Origin of the sequence: Thalassotalea sediminis (genome assembly GCF_030295915.1) — a bacterium.
Classification (GTDB): domain Bacteria; phylum Pseudomonadota; class Gammaproteobacteria; order Enterobacterales; family Alteromonadaceae; genus Thalassotalea_C; species Thalassotalea_C sediminis.
In genome coordinates, this window is the sequence record NZ_AP027361.1 from 3,711,345 (window position 1) to 3,724,395 (window position 13,051).

The following is a 13,051-nucleotide window of genomic DNA, read 5'->3' on the forward strand; positions in this document are numbered from 1 at the left end:
ACCGTTTTTTTCTTAGACAGGCTTAAAAAGCCTTTGTATTCGTGTAAAATGCCGCGATAATTAAAAAACTTTGAACGATGCTTGATTGGCTATGAATCAAGTGCAATTTAAAACAGAGAGCAATCCATGAAAAACGTTTTATTTTCAATGGTCATCGGGTTGGGCATGATGTCTCAAGCCAATGCCTTTGCGGGTGACGCCCAAGCCGGAAAAACAAAAGCAGCTGTTTGTGCAGCTTGTCATGGTAGTAACGGTATGGGTACAGCTGATACTTACCCAAACCTAGCGGGTCAACACGCTGACTATATCGTGAAACAATTAAAAGCATTTAAAGCTGGCGATCGTAAAGATGCATTAATGTCGCCAATGGCAGCAAATCTTTCAGAACAAGATATGGCTGATGTAGCAGCTTACTTCTCTTCGTTTAGTATTGACGGTTCTGCACCTAGTGATGGTGATTCAGCAGCACAAACAGCTACTGCCGCACCAGCGCCAAAATATATTCCTGACGCCGCTGCAGGTAAAGCATTATATGAACATGGTGATGCAGATCGTGGTATAACGGCATGTATCACTTGTCACGGTAAAGATGGCGATAGTAAGGTATTAATCAATCCAAACCTATCAAATCAGCATCCTGAATACATTGAAAAGCAGTTAAAAAACTTTAAAGAAAAGTCACGCCACAACGCGTCGATGAATCAAGTTTCTGCAAATTTATCAACAGAAGATATTGCTAACCTAGGTGCATACTTTGAAGATCCTAAATCAGTTGGTGACGTCAAAGCATCTACAGGTAAAGTTGCAGTTAAAAACTTTGTTGGTGATGTTGCACTCGGTAAAGCTAAATCAGCAACATGTGTTGCATGTCATAATGCCGACGGAAATTCAACAAATGCAATGTATCCGTCAATTGCTGGACAGGGCGAAGCATACTTGTATAAGCAGTTAGTAGAATTTAAGTCAGGCGAGCGTGATAACGCAATTATGGCTGGTATGGTCGGAGCATTGAGTGAAGACGATATGCAAAACCTCGCGGCGTACTTTGCTTCTCAAACATTAAAGCCTGTTGCTGCTAAAGCTAACGTACTTGGTAAAGAGCTATACACTGGCGGTGATGCTGCACGTGGTATTACGACATGTATTGCATGTCACAGTGTCGACGGTAAAGGCATGGACAGTGCACGCTTCCCTGCTATTGGTGGACAACATCCGAGTTATTTAGCATCACAACTTAACGCTTTCCGCTCTGGTACTCGTGCAAACGACCTTAATGGCATGATGCAAGACATTGCTGCTAAGTTAACAGATGAAGAAATTAAAGCACTTGCAGACTATGCATCTACATTAAAGTAGTAAAGCATTAGTAAAGAAAAAGCAGCATTCGTGCTGCTTTTTTTGTGAACAAAATTTGTTGCGATTATACGAGGATCACATAAACTAAAAATTAATTCTAATTTTACAATGGGTTATAAACGCGAGAATGCAGGTAAACACTGACACATTAATTGCTTGCCAATTATGCGACACCCTGGTAAATATTCCGCAGATTTCTTCTGGGGAAAAGGCAATTTGTCCTTGTTGCCAATCAGTGCTTTACGTGCCTAAAAAGCACTCCCTTGAAAGAACCCAAGCTATTTCACTTGCAGGGTTACTCTTGTTGTTACCAGCAACGCAATTGCCACTAATGGGTATTTATGCCGCAGGAAAGTACCATCAAACATCTTTACTAGAATGCATCACGCTATTAACGAACAACGGGTTCTACCTGATTGCATTTTGCGTACTCATTTTCACTATCGTTGTGCCCGCTGTCCGACTATTTACAGCTTTTTATCTAACATATTGCTTACAACGCAACATTAATAAGCCTTTTCTCATGGTCTTTTTTCGCTCCTATCACCTGCTCGACAACTGGGCAATGATTCATGTGTTTTTTCTCGGTGTTATCGTGTCATTATACAAATTGGTCGACATTGCTGATGTTGCCATTGGCGCCGGAATTGCAAGTTTAGTCATGCTGTTAATGTGTTCCACAATGCTATCTGTTTGCATTGATTATCGTTATTTATGGACCGAATTGGAGCGTTCCCATGAATAAAACAGCGTTATCATTAGGCTTCGGTAGCTGCCCAAGATGTCAAAAAGTTAATAAAATGCACAATGAACGACAACAATGTTCAAGATGTCACTACTGGTTTCACGCACGTAAACCCAATAGCATACAAAAAACAATGGCATGGACAATTACCGCTTTAGTCCTTTTCGTACCTGCTAATTTATATCCAATGATGGTGTTAAATACTTTAGGTAAAACGGAGTCTTCCACTATCTTGCAAGGTATTTCTGCGTTTGTTCAGGTCGGTCATTATCCAATTGCTATCATTATTTTTATCGCTAGTTTTATCATTCCGTTGGGAAAAATTATTGGCTTGTTTATCTTAATCTATAACGTGAAACATAAAACTAATATAAACCTTAAAAGGCAAAGCCATTTATTTCATATCGTTGAAAAAATAGGTCCCTGGTCAATGCTTGACGTTTTTGTTGTTGTCGTTATGGCATCGGTCGTTAATTTAGGTTTTCTCAGTAATATTGAAGTGGCGATCGGTGCAAGTTATTTCGCATTAATGGTAATAGCGACCCTGATGGCGGCAAATAGTTTTGACCCCAGATTATTGTGGGATAATAAGCCCCTAACTAAAGAGCAAGTTTATGAGCAATAAAGAACATCGCCCACTTGATGCGATAATTTCTCCTAAAGAAGGGGTTTCAGCTGTTTGGCTTGTACCCGTTATCGCCTTATTATTTGGAGCATGGTTGCTGATCAAAGCAGTCTACGAACGTGGCGTGTATATCACTGTACAATTTAACAATGCTAGCGGCATTGTCGTTGGTAAAACCGAGGTTAGATATAAAGGTCTACCCATTGGGGTTGTTCGACAAGTAGAAGTGACTGATGATCTACAAAGCTTATTAGTAAAAATTGAAATGGTTTCGAGCAGTGAAGAGTTACTGACGAATAATACTAAATTTTGGTATGTCACAGCAGATGTGTCTTTTCAAGGAGTAACAGGTTTAGATACTTTACTCTCTGGTAGTTATATTAGAGTGCAACCAGATCTAGAACACAGAGGTAATCCTTCACGCTTTTTTGTCGCGTTAAATGAAGCCCCTGAACTTGAGAAATCGACCCCAGGTCTGCATCTAACCCTAAAAACGCAATCTCTTGGCTCTATTAATAAAAACTCACCTGTTACTTTTAAACAAATACCTGTTGGTAATGTATCAGGCGTCCAATACAACATTGATGATGGCACAGTAGATATTTCAGTATTTATTAAGCCAGAACATGCTTATCTCGTAAAAGAAAATTCAATTTTTTGGAATGCAAGTGGCTTTGAATTTACTGGCTCTTTAACCTCAGGCATTAAAGTCAAAACAGAATCAATTGGCACAATTATTTCGGGGGGCATTGCCTTTGACGATCCTAAATTTTCTACCCCCTTGCCGCCTGCCAAGTCAGGCGATGAATTTGTACTACATCCAGACTTTCAAACGGCTGAAATGGGGCATGAAATAACATTAATGTTAGATTGGGATACCGGTATCGATCGCGGCGCATTAATAGAATATCAAGGGTTAACGCTAGGGGTTATTGATGCCTTTAGTAAAATAGACCCGAAAACTCGAAAAATTACCGCGCTTGCTAAAGTCAGCCCTCGAGTTGTGCCTTACCTTACCAGTGACTCTCAATTTTATACAGTAACACCTGAATTTGATCTTGGCGGCGTGACCAATTTACACACGCTATTAAAAGGGCCTCATTTAAGCTTAAGGCCCTCACTTAAAGGCGAACCTCAAACAACATTTAATGTCTATGCCCATCGACCTGCCTACACATACGATGAACCTGGCTTACATTTAATGTTAACAACCAACAAAATGAGCTCACTCAAAGTGGGCACAAATATTTACTTCAAGAAACAAGTTGTAGGTTCTATTCAAGCCATTGAAAATAAAACCTCCGAAGAAGTGCTCGTTCATATTCATATTAAAGAAAAATACAAACAGTATGTCACAAGCAACACACGCTTTTGGAATACCAGTGGCATCAAAGTAACAGCAGGTATACAAGGTCTAGCACTTAAAGCTAATTCACTACAGTCTATATTAGCAGGAGGGATATCTTTTGGCACCCTAACAAAAGGCTCTACTCAACCAGTAAAAAATGGTGATGTATTCCCTCTACTTGCTAATCGAAAAATAGCTAAACAGTCACTCCCTATCACCCTTTCCGTTAATGATATAAAGGGAGTAAAAATGGGTACCCGTGTAATTTATCGTGGTCACGTTATTGGCTCAGTACATTCAATAGCACATGGTCAAGAATACCATCAGCTCGCCATTGGTTTATTACCAGAGTTTGATTACCTCCTGAAAAGCTCAACCAAATTTTGGCTTGTCGATCCAAAGTTGTCACTCTCAGGTATCACAGATACTGATGCGCTATTTGGCGGCAATTATATTGCGGTTGCAGAAGGGAAAGGCGAGGTTACTAACAAATTTGTCCTACATTTAAACCCTCCGGCTTTAGATACCAGTGCAAGAGGGCTGCAGTTAACACTTATTTCGTCTACAGGTACTCGACTCGTACCTGGCAACCCTATTGACTATAAAGGTATTGAAGTAGGAAGAATTGACAGCTTAGCGCTAAGTGAAGCAGGCGATGAAACACGCATTTCTATTTCAATCTATGAACAGTATCAGCACCTTATTAATCACCACACTCGATTTTATAGCGCTAGCGGCCTAACAATAACAACTAGCTTAACGGGCTTCGCCTTGAATGCAGAATCCGCAGAAACTATTTTGCGTGGAGGGTTAAGTTTTTATAATCCTAAATCAGATGCACAACCAATAACCCAAGAGGGTGAGCGCTTTACACTCTTTAGCGATTTCGATGAAGCAAAAATGGCAGGTAAAGCAATCAAGATAAAATTTGCTCGCATTACAGGCTTAAAACCTGGACTAAGTATTAAATTTCATCAACAAAAAATAGGCACTATTTCATATGTTGACTTCGCAAGCCAAACACAAGGTGCAATAGCCTATGGATACCTAAATGACTATGGTAAAAAGTTTGCGGTTGAAGGCTCAAGGTTTTATTACGAAGAAGCAAAACTCGGTTTAGTTGGCAATAAACATATTGGTGCCGCTTTGCAAGGAGGGTTCATCGCCGTATCGCCCGGCAACGGTCCCCCTAAAGCAGATTTTATTGCCACTAATTCACCACCTGCGATAACTGCTTTGCCTTTTGGATTAAATATTACCTTGGTTGCAAATTCTTTGGGATCTGTTCGCGTAGGAAACCCTGTACTTTATAAACAAGTGCCAGTAGGCAGCGTAATTGGTATAGATTTGGCCGAAAGTGCTGATAAAGTAAATATATATGTAAACATCGAAAAGCGATACCGCACGTTAGTGACGAGCGAAACACAATTTTGGAATACCAGTGGCTTTAATATGGAAGCAGGTTTGTTTGCTGGCGTTACTATTGAGTCTGAATCGTTAGAAACGATTATGTCTGGTGGTATTGCTTTTGCAACTCCAAAACCGTCGACAAAAAGTAACCAAGTACTACCGCCAACGTTTAAACTGCATCAATCAATGAAAAAAGAATGGCGTTCTTGGTCACCCAAAATAGAACTGATAAGCCATTAACGAATGTCTATTTAGCGAGATGACTCAATACTGGGTGTATTGCAGTATTATTTCGCTATTTTGACAACACACCCTGGGCAACACAAAAAAATAACAATAGAATTCAACAACATAGTTAACGGCGTGTTTTTTGCTAAACTTTAATTACCTCTTCAATGATAAAAATAAAAATGATGAACACAACGCAAGCAGGCTTAACACCCATTAAAAACCCCCAACGTATTCATATGTTAGACGTTATTAGAGGCTTTGCCTTGATCGGCATATTATTTATGAATATTGAATGGTTTAATCGTCCAGATACTGACTTATTACAATTCGACTATAACCAAACTGGCTTAGATTATGGCGCAAGTTGGCTAGTAAAAGTGTTTGTAGAAGGCAAATTCTATAAACTGTTTTCGTTACTATTTGGTATGGGATTCGCGGTAATGCTTATTAGAGCACAAGAAGCCGGGCGCCCTTTTGGTGCTTGGTTCACACGTCGCATGTCTGTACTCTTTATTATAGGTATGGCGCACCTTATATTTCTATGGGGTGGCGATATTCTTCATGATTATGCCGTAGCAGGGATGTTATTACTTGGTTTTGTGTATCTATTACGTTGGCAAAAACTATCAAAATTCAACACGCCAACCGCTTTTGCCAAAACGGGTTTTAGCCTCATGTTGCTCCCCTTCGTTGTCGGAATAGTAGGCGGTATTGGCTATGGTGTATCGCATGACCACCAAAAAATTACTGACATATGGCAAGAAAATACCGAAATTGAATACCAAGTAAACCAACGTATTGAACAAGAAAAGTCCACAGGAAGTTTTTTGTTATCAAAAGACGCATATGAAGCATTAAATAAACAATCTGAAGGCGATGACGAGATAGAAAGCGACGCCACTGAAACTAGCGTCGAATCACTACAAGAAACAAATACACAAGCATCAGTGCAAGCCGCAGCTAATCCCAGTAAAGAGCAATCAAGCGCAGAGCGCATCGCAGAGAATATAGACCAGAAATTTGAGCGTAAACAAAAAAGCCATTACCGCTCAATGGAAGAAACGCGCATTTTCACTGAAGGTAATTACTGGCAAGCAACACAGCACCGTTGGGATAAAGCCTTACGAGCGCTAGGTAACACACCATTTTTTGCTCTGTTTGTTTGTCTACCCATTTTTATGGTGGGTTATTGGCTTGTTGCGAGCAAACGCATACAGCAGCATGAAAAGCATCAACGTTTTTTTAACACACTATGTTATGGTGGTTTATTCTTTGGTCTCGCATTAAACATTTCAGGTGTTTTCATTAGTCTGCATCCTGCAACTAAAGCCGCGCGAGAAATTCAAGCTGTCGGTGGGAATTTATTCTTTCTTGGTCAATACGTACTCTGTGCTGGTTATCTAGGCTTACTGGTTAAGATTCATCAAAAGGCTTGGTTCGAAAAAGTATTTTCTTGGTTAGCCCCCTTAGGAAAAATGGCATTGACTAACTACATTATGCATTCCGTTATCTTTACTACGCTTTTTTATGGTTATGGGGCAGGGTTGTTTGGCCAAATAGAACGTTCACAACAAATGCTCTTGGTCATTATCACTATTGCCTTACAAGCGATTATCAGTGCCTTATGGTTGAAGTATTTTACGTATGGTCCGCTAGAATGGTTATGGCGCTCCATGACCTATATGAAACGCCAACCAATGGTAAAATAACGACTAAAACATTAAGCGGTACTAGGTGGCAACAATTGTTGAAATTTAGTTACCGCTTGTGAATAACACGCTGATTCAGTGATCGCTGTTACCACAGCGATTGAATCTACACCCGTTTCCAATACTGCTCGCGCGTTATCAAGAGTAATACCGCCAATGGCGACCACAGGCACATGCTTTGCAATAGCAAGTATTTGTCTTAAGTTATCTAGACCTTGGATTTGTCCGGTCATATCTTTGGTTTTCGTTGGAAATATTGCGCCAATAGCCAAGTAAGAAGGACGGAGCTGTTGAGCCAACAAAAATTCATAACAACCATGCGTACTGATCCCTAAACGAATACCCGCGTTATGAATAGCCGCTAGGTCAGCTTCTAGTAAATCTTCTTGCCCTAAATGAACCCCATATGCACCATGCTTAATCGCAAGTTGCCAATGATCATTGATAAAAAGTCGCGTATGATAACGCGCACTCAAATTAACCGCTTCTGCGATTATTGCATTCAAAACATCTGATGATTTTTCTTTAATACGTAATTGAATAATCTCTAACCCTAGTGGCAAGAGTTTTTCCAACCACGCCAGCGAATCTACCACAGGATATAGCCCTAATGCTTGATCACCTTGTTGACTGCCGATTGAAGGAAATGCCGATAACTCTGTGTATCTATCGTTGATTAAAGATTCTATTTGAGGAAAGTATTCTGCATTAAGTTCGCCCAATGGCTGCTCAAATGCACCATAGTAATCAAGTTTACCTCGATTAACATGCATACCTTTATTAATAAATGCTTTTGTTAATGTAAAGGCATCGCGCAACAAATAACCATGGGCAATATATGACGCAAGCGCCATGGCAAAACTGCAACCACCACCATGAGTATAACGGGTGTTAATTCTAGGCGACTCAAGCTGATACCACCGATTTTCCCGTTGATCGAAAGCAACATCAACAACCGTTTCATTATCACTGTGGCCACCTTTAACAACGACAGTATTTTGGCCTCGCTCAGCAAGTGTACTTGCTAGTGTTTTTACTTCAGCGAATGGTGCATCAACTAAAGCTTTTGCTTCGTCAATATTGGGTGTGATGACATCAATAAAAGGCAAAAGTGCATGATAGTCTTTTGGTTCAAGCGCTGATAACTTCCCACCAACACTGGCAGTACCAACGGGATCTAACACGACGATCAGTGACGGATTTTCTAACTTTAATTCACCAATAAGTTTTTTAAGCCAATTAAGTTGTTCAATTGATACTAACAATCCAATTTTGAGCACACGTGGAGGTTTGTCGTTTTTAAGCACTTCAACTTGTTGAGCAAGTAGTGCAATATCAACAGGATTTATAGACAATAGTTTGGCCGCGTTTTGCACAGTATTCGCCGTAATAAGGTGACATACTTCAACATGTAAACTATGGCCTGTTTTAATATCTGCTGCGATACCGGCACCACCAGAACAATCAGCCCCCGCTATCGTCCAAATTATCGGTTTTATCATATTATTTGCCATGATGATGCCAAAAAGGTGTATCTAACGTAGGTGTACTTGGATGAGCCGTTTGTCTTTCTGCCATAATACCCGCGACATACGCTTGCTCTCCTGCCTGTAACGCCAATGCAAAAGCTTTCGCCATACATTCTGGGTTGTCAGCTAAAGCGACAGCCGAATTTAATAGTACACCGTCATAACCCATTTCTAAGGCCAAACAAGCATCGGAAGGTTTGCCTATGCCAGCATCTAGAATTAAAGTTGCATTAGGCAGCCTGTATCGAATTGTTTCAAGGTTGTAAGGGTTCATTAGCCCTTTTCCCGTACCGATTGGCGATGCCCAAGGCATAATAACTTGGCATCCTAAATCGTATAAACGTTGGCATAACACTAAATCATCGGTGCAATAGGGTAAAACGTGAAAACCATCAGCAATCAGTTGTTCTGCCGCCACTAGCAGTTCAATGGCATCTGGTTGCAAATTATAATCATCTCCTATCACTTCAAGTTTAATCCAATTGGTGGCAAAGATTTCCCTGCTCATTTTTGCCAAAGTAACAGCCTCTTTCGCCGACTTACAGCCTGCGGTATTTGGTAACAAATGACCTTGATTTTCCTGCACAATTTCTTGTATATATTGCCATATTTTTTCACCATGAAGCGCCTGTGGATTCTGCCTTTTCAAGGATAATGTAACGACTTGAGCTTCACTGGCAATAATCGCCTTTTTCATTATTTCAGGTGATGGGTATAACGCACTTCCGATCAATAAACGACTGTTAAGCTGTTGTCCATAAATGGATAAAGACATATTTACCCCCCTTGAATAGGAAACAACACATCTAACGCATCATTATGAGTAAGATACGTTTGTGCATAGTCCGATTTGGCGACAAAATCACAGTTCAATGCCACAGCAAAACTGTGCTTTTTTTGTGTTTCAGATAAGTAATACTGAAGTGCATCTGTAATCGTGCTCTGATTTGTTAAGGTAACGGCTTGGCCATTAATGTATATATTCATGATGTAGTTGAACCGGAAGTAAATGTTGGTAAGGAGATTTAGTGTTAACCTTATTTCCAATGACAGCTTCTACTGCATGCGTCAATTGCGCTAAAACAACGGGCGCAATAAGAAAGCCATGTCGATATAAGCCATTAACGTGGATAACACGATTATCAATGTTTATACGTGGCAGGTTGTCACTAAATGCAGGGCGAAGCTGGCTGACATGTTGACGAATGTTTGCTTCAGCAAAACCTGAGTGAACACTATAAGCGGCGCTGAGTAGCTCCATTGCTGACCGCACTGTCATTGGTGATTGGTCATCACTTTCAATTTCGGTAGCACCGACAACATAATGTCCATTAGGTTTTGGAGCGATATATAACTGATATCTTGGATGCATTAACCGTATGGGGCGATTAATCGTTACCTCTGGTGCAAATAACTGAAATATTTCACCTCTTACCGCTCTTAAGTCAGTCAATGGCATTGCGTGTTGTGCCTGATTTTTTCTAGCACCTGCACCACGACAATCAATAACCAAATCAAAATCTCGCGTTAAGCTATTGATGGTTAGGCGTGCACCATTATCTCGTTGCATTATTGCAGATACATGCGAAGAGGCTAACCATTCAACACTCAATTGACTAATTTCAGCCGCCAAAGCAATGAGTAATTTTCGGCTACCTATTTGTCCCTCTTCAGGCAAATACAAACCATGATTAAAGTGGCGACTAATCTCAGGTTCCAATGCCAATAATTGTTGACGATCGAGTTTTTGTAAACAATGCTGTTGATAATGGTGCGTTATATAACGACTAAATCGCTGTAAGTCGCCTTGATCTTGCTCATGTGCAACCGCTATTGATCCTTGCTGTTGAAAGAAAGTATAACTTGATAATGAAGATAAAATGTCTGGCCACAACCCCAAGGAAGCAAAACCCATGTTAACAATGCTTGCCTCGCTATGTATGGCCTCACCAAGTGGCGTTAGTAGCCCAGCGGCAGCATATGCTGCGCTTTGATGGCCCTTTTTATCGTCTTTATCTATCAAAGTAATCTGGTAGCCGGCACGTGCTAATGAAACCGCGGTAAGCCGCCCCATCAAGCCCGCACCTACAATTGCAACATGATCAACTTTTGGTTGACAATTGTTACTTGGCGACATGATAAATTTCGCTACCTGCGTCTTTAAATTCTTGTGATTTCTCTGCCATGCCTTTTTGAGCATGCTCTAAGGCAGAAATATCCGCAGATACAGTCTCGTCCATTAACTTTATTTCAATATGCTCGTTGTTATCAGCTTCAAGTTTAGCCGCGTAATCACGCACATCTTGGGTAATTTTCATCGAACAGAATTTTGGACCACACATAGAGCAAAAATGTGCAATTTTGCCGGATTCTTGCGGCAATGTTTCATCATGATATTCACGTGCACGCTGCGGATCGAGCCCTAAGTTAAACTGATCATGCCAACGAAATTCGAAACGCGCTTTAGATAGTGCATTGTCACGAATTTGCGCACCTGGATGACCTTTCGCCAAGTCGCCAGCATGAGCAGCAATTTTGTAAGTTATTAGCCCTTCTTTTACATCTTCTTTGTTAGGCAACCCCAAATGCTCTTTCGGGGTAACATAACAAAGCATCGCACAACCGTACCAACCAATATTAGCAGCGCCGATACCTGAGGTAATATGATCATAGCCAGGCGCAATATCTGTTGTTAGAGGACCTAACGTATAAAAAGGAGCTTCTTGGCAGTGCTTGAGTTGCTCTTCCATATTGTCTTTAATCATATGAAGTGGCACATGACCAGGACCTTCTATCATCACTTGTACATCATGTTGCCAGGCTATTTTTGTTAATTCCCCTAAGGTTCTTAATTCGCTGAATTGCACTTCATCATTTGCATCAGCGATAGACCCTGGACGCAACCCATCACCAAGTGAAAAAGCAACATCATATTGCTTACAAATTTGACAAATATCTTCGAAATGCGTGTACAAAAAGTTCTCTTTATGATGCGACAAACACCATTTCGCCATGATCGAGCCACCACGCGAAACAATACCGGTTACGCGTTTCGCTGTCATTGGTACATAGCGCAATAAAACGCCAGCATGAATGGTAAAGTAGTCAACGCCTTGCTCTGCTTGTTCAATCAAGGTATCTCGAAATACTTCCCAAGTAAGATCTTCAGCAACACCATTTACTTTTTCAAGCGCTTGATAGATAGGCACCGTGCCGATAGGTACTGGTGAATTACGAATGATCCACTCGCGGGTTTCATGAATATAGCGGCCTGTTGATAAGTCCATCACCGTATCAGCCCCCCACTTAGTTGACCAAACAAGTTTCTCTACTTCTTCTTCAATCGATGAACTTACTGCTGAGTTACCGATATTGGCATTTACTTTAATCAAAAAGTTACGACCAATAATCATCGGTTCAGATTCTGGATGATTTATGTTGGCAGGAATAATCGCTCGCCCTTCTGCCACTTCTTTTCTGACAAATTCAGGGGTAATTTGCTCTGGAATTTGTGCTCCAAAAGATTGTCCTGCGTGTTGATGTTTTAATATTTCATCTTTCATTTCAGCACGCTTGGTGTTTTCTCGAATGGCAATATATTCCATTTCTGGGGTGATAATGCCTTGACGTGCATAATGCATTTGCGTGACATTTTTACCTGGCTTTGCTTTACGTACTTTGGGTAAATTATCAAAACGTATATGATCTAAACCTTCATCTGCAAGGCGCTGTTGACTATAGCCAGATGACGCTCCTTGCAAACATTCGCTGTCTTCACGTTGATTAATCCAATCAGCGCGTAGTTTAGGTAAACCAATATGTACATCCACTGATATCTCCGGATCGGTATAAACGCCAGACGTATCGTAAACACGAATAGGCTCATTTGGTTCAAAAATAGGATTTTCTTCAGTTCCTCCAACAAACGTATCACTCACCGCGATTTCTCGCATAGCTACGTTTATGTTATGGCGTTTTCCTTTTACATAGATTTTTTTTGAATTGGGATAGCTTTGTGCAGAAACGTTTTGTAAAAATGCTTCTGCTTGTTGACGACGCTCGCGTCTCGATAATGAACTCATGTGCTCTCACCTTGTA

10 protein-coding genes are annotated in these 13,051 nt (G+C 40.7%); 5 read left to right on the top strand and 5 right to left on the bottom strand.

Annotation, left to right across the window (positions count from 1 at the left end):
- Positions 1-126: 126 nt before the first annotated feature.
- The 5 genes from QUE09_RS16745 (at position 127) to QUE09_RS16765 (ending at position 7,424) form a co-directional block, all read left to right on the top strand.
- Positions 127-1,356 (top strand): c-type cytochrome, encoded by a 1,230-nt coding sequence (locus QUE09_RS16745; RefSeq protein WP_286234018.1) that lies wholly within the window; start codon positions 127-129, stop codon positions 1,354-1,356.
- Positions 1,357-1,483: 127 nt separating this feature from the next.
- A complete protein-coding gene (locus QUE09_RS16750; protein WP_286234019.1) occupies positions 1,484-2,101 on the top strand; it encodes a paraquat-inducible protein A in 618 nt (205 codons plus the stop codon).
- The gene (locus QUE09_RS16755) at positions 2,094-2,726 is read left to right on the top strand and encodes a paraquat-inducible protein A (protein WP_286234020.1); all 633 of its coding nucleotides are present in this window, start codon (positions 2,094-2,096) and stop codon (positions 2,724-2,726) included. The genes QUE09_RS16750 and QUE09_RS16755 overlap by 8 nt, the downstream gene beginning before the upstream one ends.
- Complete coding sequence (locus tag QUE09_RS16760) at positions 2,716-5,724, top strand: PqiB family protein (protein WP_286234021.1); 3,009 nt, start codon at positions 2,716-2,718, stop codon at positions 5,722-5,724. The genes QUE09_RS16755 and QUE09_RS16760 overlap by 11 nt, the downstream gene beginning before the upstream one ends.
- A gap of 170 nt (positions 5,725-5,894) precedes the next feature.
- The gene (locus tag QUE09_RS16765; RefSeq protein WP_286234022.1) at positions 5,895-7,424 is read left to right on the top strand and encodes a DUF418 domain-containing protein; all 1,530 of its coding nucleotides are present in this window, start codon (positions 5,895-5,897) and stop codon (positions 7,422-7,424) included.
- Positions 7,425-7,435: 11 nt separating this feature from the next.
- Here the strand turns inward: QUE09_RS16765 and thiE are convergent, their stop codons facing one another.
- From thiE to thiC, 5 genes are read right to left on the bottom strand one after another with little or no spacing between them, the layout of a single operon-like run.
- Positions 7,436-8,938 (bottom strand): thiamine phosphate synthase, encoded by a 1,503-nt coding sequence (gene thiE, locus QUE09_RS16770; protein ID WP_286234023.1) that lies wholly within the window; start codon positions 8,936-8,938, stop codon positions 7,436-7,438.
- Entirely contained in the window at positions 8,928-9,728 is an 801-nt protein-coding gene (locus tag QUE09_RS16775; RefSeq protein WP_286234024.1) for a thiazole synthase, read from the bottom strand. The genes thiE and QUE09_RS16775 overlap by 11 nt, the downstream gene beginning before the upstream one ends.
- Before the next feature lie 2 nt (positions 9,729-9,730).
- Positions 9,731-9,940, bottom strand: coding sequence for a sulfur carrier protein ThiS (thiS, locus tag QUE09_RS16780; RefSeq protein ID WP_286234025.1), 210 nt, complete (start codon positions 9,938-9,940; stop codon positions 9,731-9,733).
- Positions 9,924-11,090, bottom strand: coding sequence for a glycine oxidase ThiO (thiO, locus tag QUE09_RS16785; RefSeq protein WP_286234026.1), 1,167 nt, complete (start codon positions 11,088-11,090; stop codon positions 9,924-9,926). The genes thiS and thiO overlap by 17 nt, the downstream gene beginning before the upstream one ends.
- On the bottom strand, positions 11,077-13,035 hold the full coding sequence (gene thiC, locus QUE09_RS16790; protein WP_286234027.1) for a phosphomethylpyrimidine synthase ThiC: 1,959 nt from the start codon (positions 13,033-13,035) through the stop codon (positions 11,077-11,079). Before thiC ends, thiO begins: the two co-directional genes overlap by 14 nt.
- Positions 13,036-13,051: the final 16 nt, after the last annotated feature.

Coding starts and splice junctions, on each gene's coding strand:
- thiC (WP_286234027.1), bottom strand. CDS start 13,035: ATGAGTTCATTATCGAGACGCGAGCGTCGTCAACAAGCAGAAGCATTT.
- thiS (WP_286234025.1), bottom strand. CDS start 9,940: ATGAATATATACATTAATGGCCAAGCCGTTACCTTAACAAATCAGAGC.
- QUE09_RS16775 (WP_286234024.1), bottom strand. CDS start 9,728: ATGTCTTTATCCATTTATGGACAACAGCTTAACAGTCGTTTATTGATC.
- QUE09_RS16750 (WP_286234019.1), top strand. CDS start 1,484: ATGCAGGTAAACACTGACACATTAATTGCTTGCCAATTATGCGACACC.
- thiO (WP_286234026.1), bottom strand. CDS start 11,090: ATGTCGCCAAGTAACAATTGTCAACCAAAAGTTGATCATGTTGCAATT.
- thiE (WP_286234023.1), bottom strand. CDS start 8,938: ATGGCAAATAATATGATAAAACCGATAATTTGGACGATAGCGGGGGCT.
- QUE09_RS16760 (WP_286234021.1), top strand. CDS start 2,716: ATGAGCAATAAAGAACATCGCCCACTTGATGCGATAATTTCTCCTAAA.
- QUE09_RS16755 (WP_286234020.1), top strand. CDS start 2,094: ATGAATAAAACAGCGTTATCATTAGGCTTCGGTAGCTGCCCAAGATGT.
- QUE09_RS16745 (WP_286234018.1), top strand. CDS start 127: ATGAAAAACGTTTTATTTTCAATGGTCATCGGGTTGGGCATGATGTCT.
- QUE09_RS16765 (WP_286234022.1), top strand. CDS start 5,895: ATGATGAACACAACGCAAGCAGGCTTAACACCCATTAAAAACCCCCAA.